Source organism: Streptococcus oralis subsp. tigurinus, assembly GCF_002096275.1.
GTDB classification, from domain to species: domain Bacteria; phylum Bacillota; class Bacilli; order Lactobacillales; family Streptococcaceae; genus Streptococcus; species Streptococcus oralis_CN.
Map to the genome: position 1 here is coordinate 120,143 of NZ_NCUG01000018.1, position 16,935 is coordinate 137,077.

Consider the following 16,935-nt stretch of genomic DNA (forward strand, 5'->3'; position numbering starts at 1 on the left):
AGATTGCACAATGAACAAATGATTACGTTTTAGAATATATTTTTAAATAGAGAGAAGTTATTGTGAAAGTAAAAGAGACGAAGTATAAGAAGTCATCGGGGCTAGATTCTCATAAATTAGTAGGGTTCTGTCTTATATTTAGTTTGGTATTAGTGATAGGATTTGGTGTTAATCAAATTTTTAATATCTTACCAATTCCATTGCCCTACAAGGAAATCAATTATAGTTTTCCCTTGTATCTGAATCTTTTTTGTCTAGTTTATAGGGTATTTGACTATTTGTTTCTAGACTCGTCTAGAACAAAGGTGACCCTAAAAAGATTTATTGAATTATTTATCTATCTTAATAGTATCGGTTTAGTGGTCCATCTGTTTTTCGGAGTTAGTGGAAAAAACAGTAAAGGGATTTTACCATCTCTCTTATCACTAGATTATCGCTACATCTGGTTTCCTATCGTAACTTACATGCTATTCTTTTTCTTGGGATTGGTCATTTTACTTCTTGCTAAACATTTAGAAGGGAAGAAATTGAAGAAATGATTGCAATGCCTCTTTCGTCTATTCTTGCCAATATAGGACATTATATACAATTATCACTGTCAGAGTATCTTATCATAATACCATGACTTAGTTAATGTTTTTATCGTGAAATTTGAAATAAAATACAATAAAGATACATTTTAATAACTTAGAAAGCGAGCAAATCTATGTCCCGTGCCCAATCAACTATTTTAACCAACATCTGTCTGATTGAAGACATTGAAACCAAACGAGTAGTCATGCAATATCGCTCTCCTGAAAATAATCGCTGGTCTGGCTATGCCTTTCCAGGAGGTCATGTTGAGAATGGCGAGGCCTTTGCCGAGTCTGTCATTCGTGAAATATACGAAGAAACTGGTTTGACCATTCAGAATCCCCAACTAGTCGGCATTAAAAATTGGCCCTTAGATACAGGTGAGCGCTACATCGTCGTTTGCTATAAGGCGACAGAGTTTACTGGAAATCTCCAATCCTCAGAGGAAGGAGAGGTATCTTGGGTGCAAAAAGACCAGATTCCAAACTTGGATCTGGCCTATGATATGTTACCTTTGATAGAAATGATGGAAGCACCTGACAAGTCTGAGTTCTTCTATCGCCACCGTACAGATGATGGCTGGGAGAAAGAAATTTTCTAGTCTTTTACCAAATAACCTAACTGATCCAAGGCCTCCTCAATATAGTGGAGGTCTTGTTGTGTCTCGGCTTCAACAAGGTGGTAATGGATGCCGTCTGTCAATTCAGAAAGGGGTCTAAAGTCTGAATTCTCGACTTGTTCCAGAAAGTGCTGGACATCTCGGCGGCAAGTGAGTTTGAGATGGGTTTCAATTTCACCATAAACGGGATGATCGATTAAGATATTTTGAACGCGTCCGCCATTATCTACAATGGCAAGAAGTTCCTGACCGATTTCTTCCAGTTCATGTTTCACTTTAAAGAGTTTGTGAACGTAGGGGCTGGCATCATTTTCTTTGTAGATATAACCACGATTGGTGGATAGGATAGGAGCCCCATCTGCTCGGAGAATAGCGATATCCTGTACAATGACTTGGCGCGTAACATGAAAGTGCTCAGCCAAGGTTTGACCATTGAGAGCTTTTGGTGCCTCTTTTAATAGTTTGAGAAGAGCTTGTTTGCGATCCTTTGTCATAGTTTTTCCTTTTAGCGACGTTTTCGAAGCACTTTATAGACAGCTAGTGCTAATGTATAGTCTACCATACTATGGACAATTGTTCCAAAACCAACTAGGACGAAGAGAACATAAAACATATTTTCAACGTTTGTCCCTGAAGTAGCATAAAAGATGATACAAGCTAGTACTTCAGCAATAGCGTGAACAACACCCAAAACAAAGTTAAAAATCCAAGATGCCTTTGGTTTATCCAAGGTTTCAGGGAATTTCTTTAAGTAAAATGCTCCCAAAATACCAAAAACGATGTGAGAAAAGGCGCGCAGAACGATAACCATAGGGTAGCCTGCCATCAGGAAGCCGAGACTAGAAGCAATAATCACAAAAGCAGCCATCAAAGGTGATAGGAACATGGTGATAAAGATGGCGATATGGCTTCCCAAGGTGTAAGAAGCCGGTGGGATAACGATTTTAAAAGGCATAATGATTGGAATCAAAATCGCGATTGCAGTGAGTAGGGCAGTCATGGTCATAAACTGCGTTTTTTTCCGTATATTCATAAGAACCTCCATTTATCTGTATATACACAAGTATAGTACAATAAATAATCAGTTAAGTCAAGAAGCATTAGTGATTTTTAAGGGATATTTGATTAAAATATGGTAAAGAATAATAGGAACTGAGGAGAAAATGTGATGATACTTTTTGTTTACCTAATCGTGGTAATCGTGATGATGTCAAAACAGAAAAGTGAAGGGAAAGTAGTCTCAGGTTGGACTTGTTTCCTAGTTTATAGTTTATTGGTCCTTTCGCTACTCTCTCTATTGGCAGGTGCCCTGGCTCTTTCACTTTTCGGCCTTCCCTTATTAGGTATTCTCTTGGCGGCTGCTATTATGGAAATTGCCTATTTTGTCAGAATCGTGATTGCTTTTGGTTTGATTTTACTGTCACTAACCCTATACTTGGATAGCCAGAAAAGCCAGCAACCTACACCTCTTTCGTATCAGCTCCTGTGCTTTGGCTTTCACATTCTATTGATGTTTCTCATGTTTTAAATGCTAAACTCCACCTTCAGGATGAAAGTGGAGTCGTTTTTTTTATTTCTTCAAGGTTTGCAAACGTGGGACAATTGCTACTGTTAGAACTGCAGAGATGACAAGCTCAGCAATTGAGTTGGTTGAAATAACGGTTGCTAGGAGTTTTTGGATATTTCCATCGAAGACATTTCCAAAAAGGAAGAAGATTCCCCCAAGTACAAAGACTGTATTTGTAAGTGAACCGAGAGCTCCGGCAATGATGAGACCCGTTCTGTTTTTCAATAATTTATAAACTAAATAAGGTGTCAGACCAATCAAAACACGAGGTAGGATGGCAATCATTGCTGAATAGATGTTTCCGTTTGGTACAAAAGGTGAGAATAGGTAGCTTGTTGGAAGGATTGTAATCGTGTTAACCGTCAAGCTGAGTAGCCCCATCAAGAAACCAAGTGTAACCCCAACGCGTGGACCGTATATAATACTTGCAATAATAACAGGAACATGCACGATAGTTGGTTTAATTGGGAATGGGAATAGATTAAATAAGAGTGAGCTCAGAAAGTGAATGACCAACATGGTCGCAAAAAAGATAGCAATCGGAGCAATATTAGAGCGTTTTTTCATTGAGAGTTTCCTTTATTCTTTCTAAAATAGTATCCAGGTCCGCCAAAGCTCCCCTTCCGTAGTCTCGGCAAGCTAGGAGGGATTCTTTGGGATAGATAAGCTTGTAGCCAAATGTTTCTAGTATCTTTAGGTTTGACTGAGTGGCTGGATGATCATACATTTTTGTATTCATCGCAGGAGCAAGTAGTTTAGGAATGTTTTGGGGTAAAGCTAACGCTGTACTAGTCACCATGTTATCAGCAAAGCCATGTGCTAGTTTTGCAATGGTGTTAGCTGTAGCAGGGACTACGATAAAAAGATCGGTTTCTTTTCCGCGTTCAATATGATTAACCTGATCAGGATAAGCTTCCTTCATAACATCAAGGTGGACAGGATTTTGAGAGAGGACTTGTAGAGTTAATGGTTGGATAAACTCTCTTGCTGCCTCGGTCATTAAGACAGTGACGTTATGACCTTGTTTTTTTAAGGAACTAACTAAGTCTGCTGACTTGTAGGAGGCGATGGAACCTGTCACTGCTATCAGAATGTTTGCCATGGATTTCCTTTCTATGAATCGTATGCATGAATTTTCTCAAGGAGAAGTTCTGCAATTTCCTCTTTGGTTTGAACGGTTTGAAGACGATCTTTCTCAACAAAGATTGCCTTATGCTGATATGCTGAGATTTGAGTAAGGTCATTCGCTATGATTAAGTCAGCCTGGTTCTTGACAAGACTTTGTCTAGCAACCTCAATAAGATGATCTTCAGTAACATCGACAAGAAGTTTAAAACCAATCAGATGAATAGCTGGATTCCATTCCTTGACTAGAGAGATGATTTTGGGTGTTTTTTTCAGGAATAAAACCTGAACCTCGTCAGTTGAAGAAATCTTAGCTTGATGATTCTGCTTGTTTAAAAAATCTTCCAAATTAGAGCTAGCCTGAACCTCCTCAAGCCCCGTCATATAAACAGGTGTGTAGTCAGATACAGCCATTGAATGAATCAAGACCCGGTAATTTGGAACTCGCTCTTTCATCTCAAAAAGGAGATCATTGGTGTTCTTAATTTCTCGAATGCTTAGGTTGGGATGAGCTTCTGGCTTCACAGCTTGTTTTGTCGTTATCAAACAAACTTCATGCCCCGCAGCAAGCAAGGTTTCTGTGATGATTTTTCCCAAGCGACCAGTCGAGTGATTAGTGATAGAGCGGACGTTATCGATTGCTTCACTAGTACCGCCTGACGTAACTAAAATTTTCATAGGACTATTGTACCAAAAAATAAAATAGAATCAAAAGAAAGCGTTTGTTTTTTTATCTAATTTTCCAGCAAGATTATAGTTTTTGGCTATAAAAACTTATAAAAAGTAAAAAAGACGACTAAAATCGGCCTTAAAACTTGATGTTTATAAACTTTACTAAGCTTTTTGTATGTGAAAAAACTTTTTTTGTGTTATAATGAATTATCACATTTGAGGTTAGAGGAGTTTGCTATGAAAACAGATATTGAAATCGCACAGAGCATTGAGTTAAAGCCAATCGTGGATGTTGTAGAGAAACTTGGGATTTCTTACGATGATTTGGAGTTGTACGGAAAGTACAAGGCTAAGCTCAGCTTTGATAAAATTCGTGCGGTTGAGAATAATCCAGTTGGGAAATTGATCTTGGTTACTGCCATTAACCCAACGCCTGCAGGTGAAGGGAAGTCAACCATTACCATCGGTCTGGCAGACGCCTTGAACAAAATTGGTAAGAAAACGATGATTGCTATCCGCGAACCGTCTCTTGGTCCAGTAATGGGGATCAAGGGTGGTGCTGCTGGTGGTGGTTATGCCCAAGTTCTTCCAATGGAAGACATCAATCTCCATTTTACTGGGGACATGCATGCTATTACAACTGCTAATAATGCCCTTTCTGCTCTGATTGACAACCACTTGCACCAAGGAAATGAGCTGGGAATTGACCAACGTCGTATTATTTGGAAGCGTGTTGTGGACTTGAACGACCGTGCTCTTCGCCATGTGACTGTTGGTCTTGGCGGTCCTCTAAATGGTATTCCACGTGAGGATGGTTTTGATATTACCGTCGCTTCTGAAATCATGGCGATTTTGTGCTTGGCGACGGATATCGAGGACTTGAAACGCCGTTTGGCTAATATCGTTATCGGCTATCGCTACGACCGTTCCCCTGTTTCTGTAGGTGATTTGAAGGTTGAAGGTGCCTTGGCTTTGATCTTGAAAGATGCCATTAAACCGAACTTGGTTCAGACAATTTATGGTACACCTGCCTTTGTACATGGTGGTCCATTTGCCAACATTGCTCATGGATGTAACTCTGTCTTGGCAACAAGCACAGCCCTTCGCTTGGCTGATTATACAGTTACTGAAGCTGGTTTTGGTGCGGACCTTGGAGCTGAGAAATTCCTTGATATCAAGACGCCAAACTTGCCAACATCTCCAGATGCAGTTGTCATCGTCGCAACCCTTCGTGCCCTTAAGATGAATGGTGGCGTAGCTAAAGACGCTCTCACAGAGGAAAATGTGGAGGCAGTTCGTGAAGGTTTTGCTAACTTGAAACGCCACGTTGAAAATATCCGTAAGTTTGGTATTCCTGCAGTTGTTGCGATTAACGAATTTGTTTCTGATACTGAAGCTGAAATCGCAGCCTTGAAAGAACTCTGTGCTTCTATTGATGTGCCAGTTGAACTAGCAAGTGTCTGGGCTGATGGCGCAGAAGGAGGAGTAGCGCTTGCTGAAACGGTTGTTAAGACTATCTCAGAAAATCCTGCTAACTACACTCGTCTTTATGACAATGACCTTTCTGTCCAAGAAAAGATTGAAAAGATTGTCACTGAAATCTACCGTGGTAGCAAAGTGAACTTTGAGAAGAAAGCTCAAACGCAAATCGCTCAAATCGTTCAAAACGGATGGGATAAATTGCCAATCTGTATGGCTAAAACTCAGTACAGTTTTTCTGACAATCCGAATGCACTTGGAGCGCCAGAAAACTTTGAAATTACCATTCGTGAATTGGTACCAAAACTAGGCGCAGGCTTTATTGTAGCCCTTACTGGCGATGTCATGACTATGCCAGGTCTTCCAAAACGACCTGCAGCTCTCAACATGGATGTTGAAAGCGACGGAACCGTTCTAGGATTGTTCTAATGATATAAATGATATTAAATGAGTTTGGAAATGCTATCCAAGCTCTTTTTCTTATCTAGATATGAGGAGTTATCTTCAGCTGATGAGAGAGTTTTCTTCTACACGCAACCAGTCTAGGTAAAGATATTTTCCCTGATTTCTGATATAATAGAAACATTGACTTCAAGAGTAAGGAAGAAAAAATGAACGCATTATTGAATGGAATGAATGACCGTCAAGCAGAGGCGGTGCAAACGACAGAAGGGCCCTTGTTAATCATGGCGGGGGCTGGTTCTGGGAAGACTCGTGTTTTAACTCACAGAATCGCCTACTTGATTGATGAAAAGATGGTCAATCCCTGGAATATCTTGGCCATTACCTTTACCAATAAGGCGGCGCGTGAGATGAAGGAGCGTGCTTACGGACTTAATCCAGCAACCCAGGACTGCCTGATTGCGACATTTCACTCCATGTGTGTTCGTATTCTACGTCGTGATGCGGATCATATTGGCTACAACCGGAATTTCACTATTGTAGATCCAGGAGAGCAACGAACTCTCATGAAACGCATTCTCAAGCAATTAAACTTAGATCCGAAAAAATGGAATGAACGGACTATTTTGGGAACCATTTCCAATGCCAAGAATGACTTGATTGATGATGTGGCTTATGCTGCTCAAGCTGGCGATATGTACACACAAATCGTGGCCCAGTGTTATACGGCCTATCAGAAGGAACTTCGTCAGTCTGAGTCCGTTGACTTTGATGATTTGATTATGCTGACCCTACGACTCTTTGATCAGAATCCTGATGTCTTGACCTACTACCAGCAGAAGTTCCAGTACATCCATGTTGACGAGTACCAAGATACCAACCATGCCCAGTATCAATTGGTCAAACTCTTGGCTTCACGCTTTAAAAATATCTGCGTGGTCGGTGATGCAGACCAATCTATCTACGGTTGGCGTGGGGCTGATATGCAGAATATCTTGGATTTCGAGAAAGATTACCCTAACGCCAAGGTTGTTTTGTTGGAGGAGAATTACCGTTCAACTAAAACCATTCTGCAAGCCGCCAACGAGGTCATTAAAAACAATAAAAACCGCCGTCCTAAGAATCTCTGGACTCAAAACGCTGATGGGGAGCAAATCGTTTACTATCGTGCCAATGATGAGCAGGATGAGGCCGTATTTGTAGCCAGAACCATCGATGAACTTAGTCGCAGTCAAAACTTCCTTCACAAGGATTTTGCAGTTCTCTATCGTACAAATGCGCAGTCTCGTACTATTGAGGAAGCCTTGCTCAAGTCCAATATTCCTTATACTATGGTTGGTGGGACTAAGTTCTACAGCCGTAAGGAAATTCGCGATATTATTGCCTACCTTAATCTTATTGCTAATTTGAGTGACAATATCAGTTTTGAGCGTATTATCAACGAGCCTAAACGTGGAATTGGGCCAGGTACTGTTGAGAAAATTCGCGACTTTGCTAACCTACAAGAGATGTCCATGCTAGACGCTTCAGCCAATATCATGCTGTCCGGCATCAAAGGAAAAGCAGCCCAGTCTATCTGGGACTTTGCCAATATGATTCTGGGTTTGCGGGAGCAACTGGACCAATTAACCATTACAGAGTTGGTTGAGGCTGTTCTAGAAAAAACTGGTTATATCGATATTCTCAATGCCCAAGCGACCTTGGAGAGCAAGTCTCGGGTTGAAAATATCGAAGAGTTCCTATCTGTTACCAAGAACTTTGACGACAATCCTGATAGTCAAGAAGAGGAAACAGGTTTAGATAAACTCAGTCGTTTCTTGAATGACCTAGCCTTGATTGCGGATACGGACTCTGGTAGTCAGGAAACATCGGAAGTGACCTTGATGACCCTCCATGCTGCTAAGGGGCTTGAGTTTCCGGTTGTCTTTATCATTGGGATGGAAGAGAATGTCTTTCCGCTTAGCCGCGCAGCTGAAGATCCAGATGAGCTAGAAGAGGAACGCCGTTTGGCCTATGTCGGTATCACGCGCGCTGAAAAAATCCTCTATCTGACCAATGCCAACTCTCGATTACTGTTTGGGAAGACCAACTACAATCGTCCGACTCGTTTTATTAATGAAATCAGTTCGGACTTGCTTGAATATCAGGGCTTAGCTCGTCCAGCTAATACCAGTTTCAAGGCTTCTTATAGCAGTGGTGGGATTACTTTCGGTCAAGGAATGAGTTTGGCTCAGGCTCTTCAAGAACGGAAACGCAATGCTGCACCAAGCTCTATCCAGTCAAGCACTCTCCCATTTGGACAGTTTGCAGCCGGAAATAAAAAAAATTCGACTGATACAAGTTGGTCTATTGGAGATATTGCACTTCACAAAAAGTGGGGTGAAGGAACAGTTCTTGAAGTGTCGGGTAGTGGCGCTACTCAGGAATTGAAAATCAATTTCCCAGAAGTGGGTCTGAAAAAACTCCTAGCTAGTGTTGCCCCAATTGAGAAAAAAATCTAATTTTTCATCCTTCTCACGAATAATAAAGTGAGGAGGATTTTTATGTACAGTATTTCATTCCAAGAAGATTCACTTTTGCCTAGAGAAAGACTGGTTAAAGAAGGAGTTGAGGCACTGAGCAATCAAGAGTTGCTAGCTATACTACTCAGAACGGGAACGCGTCAGGCAAATGTTTTTGAAATTGCCCAGCAAGTTTTGAACAGTTTGACCAGCCTAACTGATTTGAAAAAAATGACCCTGCAGGAATTGCAGAGTCTGTCAGGTATTGGACGTATTAAAGCTATTGAACTACAAGCGGTGATTGAACTGGGACATCGTATTCACAAACATGAAACCCTTGAGATGGAAAGTATTCTCAGTAGTCAAAAGCTAGCCAAGAAAATGCAACAGGAACTTGGCAACAAAAAACAAGAGCACCTAGTGGCGCTCTATCTCAATACTCAAAATCAAATCATCCATCAGCAGACCATTTTTATCGGATCTGCGACACGCAGCATTGCTGAACCACGGGAAATTCTTCACTATGCCCTCAAGCATATGGCTACCTCAGTGATTCTCGTTCACAATCATCCATCCGGTGCCGTATCTCCTAGTCGAAATGACGACCATGTCACTAAGCTAGTCAAGGAAGCTTGCGAACTGATGGGAATCGTTTTCTTGGACCATCTGATTGTCTCGCACTCTGATTACTTTAGTTACCGTGAAAATACGGATCTAATCTAGAGTTCATTAACAACATAGTCAAACAATGTTTTATCTTTGGGGCGATTTTCAAAGAGAAATTCAGGATGCCATTGAACACCAAGATAAGGAAGACCGTCCGTAGTTGTCACAGCCTCAATTATTCCATCTTTAGGATCATGTGCTACAACCTTAAGATTAGGAGCTAAATCTTTAATGCTCTGGTGGTGGAAGGAATTGATATGAGAGATTTCTCCATAGATCTCTCGGAGAATCGTATCAGGTTCCGTTACGAGGCGTTGGGTTGTGTATTCGGCTGAACAGTCCTGCCAATGATCCTCAATATCTTGGTGAAGCGTGCCGCCCATGGCGACGTTGAAAAGCTGAGTACCCCTACAAACAGAAAAAATCGGTTTTTTCTGCTTAATGGCTTCCCTGATAAGAGCTAATTCAAATTGGTCTCGTTGAAGATGGTAGTCATCACTATCAATAGCCTTTGGTTCACCATAGTATTTTGGATCAACATTTTGCCCACCCGTTAGGATGAGCTTATCAATGATACTGATGTAATGGGTAGCCATTTCTTGATCACCAATCGGTAGGATGATTGGAATTCCGCCAGCGTCTTTGACTCCTTCAACAAAGCCCTTTGCTGCATAGCTCATCATGATGTCATCATCTGGATGAGCCTTTTCATTTCCTGTAATCCCAATAACTGGTTTTTTCATAAATGCTTTCGCTTTCTAATCCTCTTTACGCATAAAATAGAGGAGAGTTTGGAGTTCGCTTGTCAAATCGACATACTGAACGACCACATCTTTTGGGAGGTGAAGGTGAACAGGGGAAAAGCTGAGAATACCTTTTATACCTGCATCAACCAAAAGATTAGCAACTTCTTGTGATTGAACACTTGGAACTGTTAGGATAGCAGTTTTGACATCTGCTTCGTTGATTTTTTCTTTAATCTGTGAGATACCATAGATTGGAATCCCATCAGGTGTCTGGCTTCCAACTTCTGGATGGTCATCTAGGTCAAAGCCCATGATAATTTTCATCTTGTTACGCTCATGAAAGCGGTAGTGGAGAAGGGCATGGCCCATATTTCCAATCCCAACCAGCATAACATTTGTAATGGAGTTATCATTTAGGAGATCAGCAAAAAAAGTCATCAGTTTTTTAACATCATAACCAAAACCACGACGACCTAGTTCACCAAAATAGGAAAAATCACGACGAACAGTCGCAGAATCGATACCGATAGCCTCTGCAATTTGCTTGGAGTTGGCACGTTCGATTTTCTCGGCATGAAATCTCTTGAAAATTCGATAGTAGAGAGAGAGTCTTTTTGCTGTTGCTTTTGGAATAGCAGACTGTTTATCTTTCACAAAACCACAACCTTTCTATTCTTCTATTTTATAGAAACATTGTGAAAAAATCAACAAAAACAAGAAAAAACTAAGAAAATCTTAGTTTTAGTCTTAAAAATTAGCTTGTGATAGAAAACGGTAGAGATCCCCGACCAATCCTTGATAAATAACTTTATCATCAAAGGTTAATGAGGTAACTAGGAATGTATCAGGAAGAGTTACACAACCTGATAGAGATAACATAAGCTCTTCGTAACTCTCAAATTCAAAGGTACGCTCTACTTGATAACTATCTTGATAAGTGAGACGATACATAGTCAATTATCTTTCTTCTTTTGTGAAGATACCGCGCTCTACAAGGCTGTCCATGAGGAAGTAGAATTTCTCTTGGTGGATATGATGGTCTTCTGATTTAAAGATATTAACCAAACGAAGGCCTGACTTGTCAGTGATATTGAGTTTAGCACCTGTAAGGTCTTTGTTGATGATGATTTTTAGCTTGAATCCTTCACCGCTGTTAGGCACTTTCTCAAGCAAACGAGTCAGTTCGAAGTTTCCAACTTTTGTTTCAAAGAAAGTATTGTCTTTGAGTGTGAATTTTTTGACAGATGGGCTAAGTGTGTAGTCGTAGCGGCAGTTTTGTAGTTTAATGGTTTTTTCAAATGCCATTAGATTAATCTCCAATAATATTTTTTAAGGCTTGTGCGAGTTGTTTCAGTTCTTCCTCGGTATTAAGAGGAGACAGACTGATACGGACAGATTCTGTTAAACGATGAGAATCAGGCCCATAAAGAGCTTCAAGTACATGACTGGTTTGCACGACACCAGCAGTACAAGCCGAACCGGTAGAAATTGAAATTCCTTCAAGGTCTAACCGTAGCAAGAGCAAATCATTTTTTTGACCAGGAAAGCCAATGTTGATAACATAAGGAAGCTGGTGTTGGCTTTCGTTGAGATAGTATTCTAGATCTGCAATCTCATCTAGAAAAGCAGATTTTAATCCCTCTAGTTTTTGGTAATGTTCAGCTTGCTGCTCTAAGTCCTCTTTGAGAGCAGCGACCATGCCTACAATGGCAGCGAGATTTTCTGTTCCAGCCCGTTTCTTTTGTTCTTGGTCTCCACCGTGAAGGTAGGAATCAAAGTCCGCGGAAGATGCATAAAGAAAGCCGATTCCTTTTGGTCCATGGAATTTGTGGGCGGAAGCACTGAGGAAATCAATTCCTAATTCTTCTGGATGGATAGGGATTTTTCCGATAGCTTGAACAGCATCAACATGATAAGCAGCAGGATGTTCTTTTAAAACACGTCCAATCTCAGCGATAGGTAAGAGACTACCCGTCTCATTATTAGCATACATAGTGGAAACGAGAATGGTATCGTCACGTAAGGCTTCTTGAATTTGCTGGGCAGTAATTTCTTGATTTACTGGTTGGATGATGGTCGCTTCAAAACCAAAATGTTGAACCAGATAATCGATAGTCTCAAGCACAGAATGGTGTTCAATAGCTGTCGTGATGATATGTTTTCCACGTTCTTGATGACGGAGACAATAGCCGATAATAGCTGTATTGTTGCTTTCTGTACCACCAGATGTGAAAAAGATATGTTGAGATTTTGTCCCCAATAACTGGGCTAGTTCCTGACGGGCTTCTCGCAAGAGCTTGCCAGCCTGTCGACCATGACTATGAATACTAGAAGGATTACCATGGGTTTCTTGCATGACCTTGGTCATTTCTGAAATAGCAACTGCTGACATAGGAGTCGTTGCAGCATTGTCCAAATAAATCAAAGAATCACCTTATTTCTTTTTGTTGTAAGCAAAGAGTGGGCTGACTGGTTTTCTTTCATGGATGCGGACGATAGCATCTCCGATTAACTCGCTAGCAGTAATGTAACATACATTTTCTGGAGTTCTTTCTTTAGTTGCTACTGAGTCTGTCACAAGGATTTCCTTGATGTTTGTAGCATCAAGGAGGTCTGCTGCACCTTCAACAAATAAACCGTGACTAGATACTGCATAAATTTCAGTTGCACCTTCACGTTCAACGATTTTGGCTGCTTCAGAGAAAGTACGACCAGTATTTAGAATATCGTCAATTAAGATAGCCTTCTTGCCTTCGACATCCCCAATGATATAGCCTTCATTACGATCAGAATCGTCTTGGGCGTAGTCAATGATAGCGATAGGGGCATCAAGGTATTCAGCCAAACTACGAGCACGTTTAACACCGGAGTTCTTTGGACTAACAACAACAACATCAGAGCCAAGAAGTCCTTTATCACAGTAGTGCTTAGCAAATAGAGGAACAGTATAAAGATTGTCTACAGGAATGTCAAAGAAACCTTGGACCTGAACAGCGTGGAGGTCAAGCGTTAGAACACGGCTTACACCAGCCTTGACAAGCATATTGGCAACCAATTTTGCAGTGAGGGGTTCGCGAGAAGAAGCGATACGATCCTGACGAGCATAACCAAAGTAAGGAAGGACAACGTTGATACTATGAGCACTTGCACGAACACAAGCATCAACCATGATTAATAATTCCATCAAGTGGTTGCTAACGGGGTAGCTGGTTGACTGGATGATGTAAACATCGTAACCACGGACACTTTCTTCGATGTTGACCTGGATTTCACCATCAGAAAATTGACGAGAGGATAATTTTCCGAGAGGTACACCAACTGTATCCGCAATCTTTTGAGCGATTTCTGGGTTAGAGTTTAGGGTGAAAAGTTTCATGTTGTTTCTATCTGACATTATAGACCGTCCTCTGTAAACTTTGTGAATCTCCTTTGAGAAAGTTCTGTTTTTCAAAGCAAGATTCTTTTATTTTTATCTTTTCTATTCTACCAAAAAAAGGAGATTATTTCAGCTTTTTTTCATGCTTTTAATAAAACGAATTAATTTTGAAGGAGCTTTCTGATAAGTTATGTGATTTTCATCTAAAAATTTCCGAAAATCGGCTTTCCCTTTTTCATGGTCTGTGACTTCAAGCTCGAGTTCATAGTCCGTTTGGTCAAAGTAGTGACTTTCATCTAACGCCATTAAGCCGATTTCTGTTTTCGTTTCATAACGAAGAGTCGAAAGGCAGCCTAAAACAAGCCAGTCATGACTTTCAATACCAATCTTAGCGAGCTTTTCTAGAACGAGCCCTTGAGGTAGTTTTTGTTTTTCTAGGTACGATTCAGCTTCTGGAAGAGTTAGTTTCTGGTTGTATTCCATATTTCCTACAGTTTGAGGCACTTTCAAGGTCAATTCCGCCCAATCTGCAAAAGTGCGAATGCGCATGGCAACCTTCTTTTCTCGCAATTGGAAATCTGGTGTGTCAATGTAGTAGTTTTTCTGAAGGACGGGTTGGATATGGGAAAACTGTTTTTTTAGATGATCATATTCCTCTTTTTTCAGAAGTGTTTTCAATTCTATTTCTAAATGTTTCATTTTTTCAACCTTTTCTATATCTTTGAAAGCGATTTATGGTATAATGGACAATGTATTTATTGTATACGAATGTACTGAAAAAATCAAAGATTTTCGACAGAGCAATCAAACATTACAAGGGAGAAAGTATGACCATAGAATGGGAAGAATTTTTAGATCCTTACATTCAGGCTGTTGGTGAATTGAAGATTAAACTTCGGGGGATTCGCAAACAGTATCGTAAGCAAAACAAGCATTCTCCGATTGAGTTTGTAACCGGTCGGGTAAAACCGATTGAAAGTATCAAAGAAAAGATGGCACGTCGAGGAATTACTTATGCGACTTTAGAAAATGACTTGCAAGATATTGCGGGTTTGCGTGTCATGGTTCAGTTTGTTGATGACGTTAAAGAGGTAGTTGAGATTCTACGTAAACGCCAAGACATGAGAATCATTCAGGAACGAGACTATATCACTCATCGTAAGGCTTCAGGTTATCGTTCTTATCACGTGGTTGTCGAGTACACGGTTGATACGATCAACGGAGCTAAGACGATTTTGGCGGAAATTCAAATACGTACTTTAGCCATGAATTTCTGGGCTACGATTGAGCACTCGCTCAATTATAAATACCAGGGCGATTTCCCAGAAGAAATCAGGAAAAGACTGGAAATCACGGCCAAAATAGCCTATCAACTGGATGAAGAAATGGGTAAGATTCGTGACGATATACAGGAAGCGCAGGCTCTCTTTGATCCATTGAGCAGAAAACTAAACGATGGTGTAGGAAATAGTGACGATACAGATGAAGAATACAGGTAAACGAGTTGACCTCATAGCTAATAGAAAGCCACAAAGTCAGAAGGTTTTGCATGAACTGAGGGAGAAACTAAAGAAACAGCATTTTATACTGAACGATACCAATCCCGATATCGTCATTTCCATTGGTGGTGACGGGATGCTTTTGTCTGCCTTTCACAAGTATGAGAATCAGTTAGACAAGGTTCGATTTGTAGGTGTTCATACAGGGCATTTGGGATTTTACACAGATTATCGTGATTTTGAGTTGGATCAGTTGGTGACTAATCTTCTGCTAGACACTGGTGCCAAAGTTTCCTATCCAGTTTTGAATGTCAAGGTAACACTTGAAAATGGAGAAGTGAAAATCTTCCGCGCTTTAAATGAAGCGAGCATCCGTCGATCAGATCGCACCATGGTGGCGGATATCATCATTAACCATGTTCCGTTCGAGAGATTTCGTGGAGATGGAGTGACTGTTTCAACGCCGACGGGAAGTACTGCCTACAACAAGTCTTTGGGTGGAGCTGTCTTGCATCCTACCATTGAAGCCTTGCAGTTGACGGAAATAGCAAGTCTTAACAACCGAGTCTATCGCACTCTGGGATCATCAATCATTATTCCAAAAAAAGATAAGATTGAACTCTTGCCGACACGCAATGATTACCACACGATATCAGTCGATAACAGCGTCTATTCATTCCGTAATATCGAACGGATTGAGTATCAAATCGACCATCACAAGATTCACTTCGTAGCGACACCAAGCCACACTAGTTTCTGGAATCGTGTCAAAGATGCCTTCATCGGCGAGGTGGATGAATGAGGTTCGAATTTACCGCAGATGAGCATGTCAAAGTCAAGACCTTCCTCAAGAAACATGAGGTTTCTAAGGGACTTTTGGCTAAGATTAAGTTTCGAGGTGGGGCTATTCTGGTCAATGGTCAACCTCAAAATGCGACTTATTTCTTAGATATTGGAGACAGGGTGACTATTGATATTCCATCAGAGGAAGGCTTTGAAACCTTGGAGGCCATCGATCGACCACTCGATATCTTGTATGAGGATGATCATTTTCTGGTTTTGAATAAGCCTTATGGAGTAGCTTCCATCCCCAGTGTCAATCATTCCAATACCATTGCTAATTTTATCAAGGGCTACTATGTCAAACAAGAATATGAAAATCAGCAAGTTCACATCGTGACTAGGCTTGATAGAGATACATCTGGTTTGATGCTTTTTGCCAAACATGGCTACGCTCATGCACGTTTAGACAAGCAACTGCAACGAAAGTCTATTGAGAAACGTTACTTTGCTTTAGTTAAAGGAGCTGGCGTCTTGGAGCCAGAAGGGGAGATTATCGCCCCGATTGCGCGTGATGTGGACTCAATTATCACGAGACGGGTTGCCAAAGGTGGGAAATACGCTCATACGTCTTACAAAGTTGTGGCGTCTTATGGAGATATTCACCTAGTTGATATTCGCCTGCATACTGGACGAACTCATCAGATCCGAGTGCATTTTTCTCATATCGGCTTTCCTTTGTTGGGAGACGATCTCTATGGAGGAAGCTTAGACGATGGGATTCAACGTCAGGCCTTGCATTGCCATTTCTTATCATTTTATCATCCCTTCTTGGAGCGTCAGCTAGAGCTTGAAAGCCCCTTGTCAGGTGATTTTAACAATCTTATTACTCAGTTATCAACTAATACTCTTTAAAATCTATTTTGAGTA

General features: G+C 40.8%; 20 protein-coding genes. 8 read left to right on the forward strand and 12 right to left on the reverse strand.

Annotation, left to right across the window (positions count from 1 at the left end; translation table 11 throughout):
* The first annotated feature begins 706 nt into the window (after window positions 1-706).
* A complete protein-coding gene (locus tag B7725_RS05710; protein ID WP_084875055.1) occupies window positions 707-1,174 on the forward strand; it encodes an 8-oxo-dGTP diphosphatase in 468 nt (155 codons plus the stop codon).
* Here B7725_RS05710 and B7725_RS05715 read toward each other — a convergent pair.
* Window positions 1,171-1,686: a transcription repressor NadR gene (locus B7725_RS05715; protein WP_033629698.1), complete on the reverse strand. Its 516-nt coding sequence runs from the start codon at window positions 1,684-1,686 to the stop codon at window positions 1,171-1,173. The genes B7725_RS05710 and B7725_RS05715 overlap by 4 nt on opposite strands.
* 11 nt (window positions 1,687-1,697) lie before the next feature.
* Complete coding sequence (locus B7725_RS05720; protein WP_084875057.1) at window positions 1,698-2,225, reverse strand: hypothetical protein; 528 nt, start codon at window positions 2,223-2,225, stop codon at window positions 1,698-1,700.
* A 135-nt stretch (window positions 2,226-2,360) separates the two neighbouring features.
* Between B7725_RS05720 and B7725_RS05725 the strand changes: the two genes are divergently transcribed.
* Window positions 2,361-2,720 carry a hypothetical protein gene (locus B7725_RS05725; RefSeq protein WP_084875059.1) on the forward strand — a complete coding sequence of 120 codons (360 nt, stop codon included), beginning with the start codon at window positions 2,361-2,363 and terminating at the stop codon, window positions 2,718-2,720.
* A 42-nt stretch (window positions 2,721-2,762) separates the two neighbouring features.
* Here the strand turns inward: B7725_RS05725 and B7725_RS05730 are convergent, their stop codons facing one another.
* The 3 genes from B7725_RS05730 to coaB are packed head-to-tail and all read right to left on the reverse strand — an operon-like array spanning window position 2,763 to window position 4,562.
* On the reverse strand, window positions 2,763-3,326 hold the full coding sequence (locus B7725_RS05730; protein WP_084875061.1) for an ECF transporter S component: 564 nt from the start codon (window positions 3,324-3,326) through the stop codon (window positions 2,763-2,765).
* Entirely contained in the window at window positions 3,310-3,861 is a 552-nt protein-coding gene (gene coaC, locus B7725_RS05735) for a phosphopantothenoylcysteine decarboxylase (protein WP_084875063.1), read from the reverse strand. Before coaC ends, B7725_RS05730 begins: the two co-directional genes overlap by 17 nt.
* Window positions 3,862-3,872: 11 nt before the next feature.
* Entirely contained in the window at window positions 3,873-4,562 is a 690-nt protein-coding gene (gene coaB, locus B7725_RS05740; protein ID WP_084875065.1) for a phosphopantothenate--cysteine ligase, read from the reverse strand.
* Between the two features lie 231 nt (window positions 4,563-4,793).
* On the opposite strand from coaB, the gene B7725_RS05745 reads away from it, so the two are divergent.
* From B7725_RS05745 to radC, 3 genes are all read left to right on the forward strand, one after another.
* Window positions 4,794-6,464, forward strand: coding sequence for a formate--tetrahydrofolate ligase (locus B7725_RS05745; RefSeq protein WP_084875067.1), 1,671 nt, complete (start codon window positions 4,794-4,796; stop codon window positions 6,462-6,464).
* A 182-nt stretch (window positions 6,465-6,646) separates the two neighbouring features.
* Window positions 6,647-8,938 carry a DNA helicase PcrA gene (pcrA, locus tag B7725_RS05750; protein ID WP_084875068.1) on the forward strand — a complete coding sequence of 764 codons (2,292 nt, stop codon included), beginning with the start codon at window positions 6,647-6,649 and terminating at the stop codon, window positions 8,936-8,938.
* 42 nt (window positions 8,939-8,980) lie between these two features.
* Complete coding sequence (gene radC, locus B7725_RS05755; protein ID WP_084875070.1) at window positions 8,981-9,661, forward strand: RadC family protein; 681 nt, start codon at window positions 8,981-8,983, stop codon at window positions 9,659-9,661.
* Here radC and B7725_RS05760 read toward each other — a convergent pair.
* From B7725_RS05760 to B7725_RS05790, 7 genes are all read right to left on the reverse strand, one after another.
* On the reverse strand, window positions 9,658-10,347 hold the full coding sequence (locus tag B7725_RS05760) for a gamma-glutamyl-gamma-aminobutyrate hydrolase family protein (protein ID WP_061598341.1): 690 nt from the start codon (window positions 10,345-10,347) through the stop codon (window positions 9,658-9,660). The genes radC and B7725_RS05760 overlap by 4 nt on opposite strands.
* 15 nt (window positions 10,348-10,362) lie before the next feature.
* The gene (locus B7725_RS05765) at window positions 10,363-11,004 is read right to left on the reverse strand and encodes a redox-sensing transcriptional repressor Rex (RefSeq protein WP_061598342.1); all 642 of its coding nucleotides are present in this window, start codon (window positions 11,002-11,004) and stop codon (window positions 10,363-10,365) included.
* Between the two features lie 93 nt (window positions 11,005-11,097).
* Window positions 11,098-11,301, reverse strand: coding sequence for a DUF4649 family protein (locus tag B7725_RS05770; RefSeq protein ID WP_061598343.1), 204 nt, complete (start codon window positions 11,299-11,301; stop codon window positions 11,098-11,100).
* Window positions 11,302-11,307: 6 nt separating this feature from the next.
* A complete protein-coding gene (locus B7725_RS05775; RefSeq protein ID WP_000863517.1) occupies window positions 11,308-11,655 on the reverse strand; it encodes a DUF1831 domain-containing protein in 348 nt (115 codons plus the stop codon).
* 4 nt (window positions 11,656-11,659) lie between these two features.
* On the reverse strand, window positions 11,660-12,775 hold the full coding sequence (locus B7725_RS05780; RefSeq protein ID WP_084875072.1) for a cysteine desulfurase family protein: 1,116 nt from the start codon (window positions 12,773-12,775) through the stop codon (window positions 11,660-11,662).
* A gap of 9 nt (window positions 12,776-12,784) precedes the next feature.
* Window positions 12,785-13,744 (reverse strand): ribose-phosphate diphosphokinase, encoded by a 960-nt coding sequence (locus B7725_RS05785; protein ID WP_001283846.1) that lies wholly within the window; start codon window positions 13,742-13,744, stop codon window positions 12,785-12,787.
* Between the two features lie 111 nt (window positions 13,745-13,855).
* Window positions 13,856-14,425 (reverse strand): CYTH domain-containing protein, encoded by a 570-nt coding sequence (locus B7725_RS05790; RefSeq protein ID WP_084875074.1) that lies wholly within the window; start codon window positions 14,423-14,425, stop codon window positions 13,856-13,858.
* A gap of 128 nt (window positions 14,426-14,553) precedes the next feature.
* Between B7725_RS05790 and yjbM the strand changes: the two genes are divergently transcribed.
* From yjbM to B7725_RS05805, 3 genes are read left to right on the forward strand one after another with little or no spacing between them, the layout of a single operon-like run.
* Window positions 14,554-15,225 carry a GTP diphosphokinase gene (gene yjbM, locus B7725_RS05795; protein ID WP_084875075.1) on the forward strand — a complete coding sequence of 224 codons (672 nt, stop codon included), beginning with the start codon at window positions 14,554-14,556 and terminating at the stop codon, window positions 15,223-15,225.
* Window positions 15,209-16,027 (forward strand): NAD kinase, encoded by an 819-nt coding sequence (locus tag B7725_RS05800; RefSeq protein WP_000799063.1) that lies wholly within the window; start codon window positions 15,209-15,211, stop codon window positions 16,025-16,027. The genes yjbM and B7725_RS05800 overlap by 17 nt, the downstream gene beginning before the upstream one ends.
* Window positions 16,024-16,920, forward strand: coding sequence for an RluA family pseudouridine synthase (locus tag B7725_RS05805; RefSeq protein WP_084875077.1), 897 nt, complete (start codon window positions 16,024-16,026; stop codon window positions 16,918-16,920). Before B7725_RS05800 ends, B7725_RS05805 begins: the two co-directional genes overlap by 4 nt.
* Window positions 16,921-16,935: the final 15 nt, after the last annotated feature.

Bases quoted from the DNA above. Each gene is read 5' to 3' on its own strand.
- B7725_RS05710 (WP_084875055.1), top strand. From the start codon at position 707: ATGTCCCGTGCCCAATCAACTATTTTAACCAACATCTGTCTGATTGAA.
- B7725_RS05715 (WP_033629698.1), bottom strand. From the start codon at position 1,686: ATGACAAAGGATCGCAAACAAGCTCTTCTCAAACTATTAAAAGAGGCA.
- B7725_RS05720 (WP_084875057.1), bottom strand. From the start codon at position 2,225: ATGAATATACGGAAAAAAACGCAGTTTATGACCATGACTGCCCTACTC.
- B7725_RS05725 (WP_084875059.1), top strand. From the start codon at position 2,361: ATGATACTTTTTGTTTACCTAATCGTGGTAATCGTGATGATGTCAAAA.
- B7725_RS05730 (WP_084875061.1), bottom strand. From the start codon at position 3,326: ATGAAAAAACGCTCTAATATTGCTCCGATTGCTATCTTTTTTGCGACC.
- coaC (WP_084875063.1), bottom strand. From the start codon at position 3,861: ATGGCAAACATTCTGATAGCAGTGACAGGTTCCATCGCCTCCTACAAG.
- coaB (WP_084875065.1), bottom strand. From the start codon at position 4,562: ATGAAAATTTTAGTTACGTCAGGCGGTACTAGTGAAGCAATCGATAAC.
- B7725_RS05745 (WP_084875067.1), top strand. From the start codon at position 4,794: ATGAAAACAGATATTGAAATCGCACAGAGCATTGAGTTAAAGCCAATC.
- pcrA (WP_084875068.1), top strand. From the start codon at position 6,647: ATGAACGCATTATTGAATGGAATGAATGACCGTCAAGCAGAGGCGGTG.
- radC (WP_084875070.1), top strand. From the start codon at position 8,981: ATGTACAGTATTTCATTCCAAGAAGATTCACTTTTGCCTAGAGAAAGA.
- B7725_RS05760 (WP_061598341.1), bottom strand. From the start codon at position 10,347: ATGAAAAAACCAGTTATTGGGATTACAGGAAATGAAAAGGCTCATCCA.
- B7725_RS05770 (WP_061598343.1), bottom strand. From the start codon at position 11,301: ATGTATCGTCTCACTTATCAAGATAGTTATCAAGTAGAGCGTACCTTT.
- B7725_RS05775 (WP_000863517.1), bottom strand. From the start codon at position 11,655: ATGGCATTTGAAAAAACCATTAAACTACAAAACTGCCGCTACGACTAC.
- B7725_RS05785 (WP_001283846.1), bottom strand. From the start codon at position 13,744: ATGTCAGATAGAAACAACATGAAACTTTTCACCCTAAACTCTAACCCA.
- B7725_RS05790 (WP_084875074.1), bottom strand. From the start codon at position 14,425: ATGAAACATTTAGAAATAGAATTGAAAACACTTCTGAAAAAAGAGGAA.
- yjbM (WP_084875075.1), top strand. From the start codon at position 14,554: ATGACCATAGAATGGGAAGAATTTTTAGATCCTTACATTCAGGCTGTT.
- B7725_RS05800 (WP_000799063.1), top strand. From the start codon at position 15,209: ATGAAGAATACAGGTAAACGAGTTGACCTCATAGCTAATAGAAAGCCA.
- B7725_RS05805 (WP_084875077.1), top strand. From the start codon at position 16,024: ATGAGGTTCGAATTTACCGCAGATGAGCATGTCAAAGTCAAGACCTTC.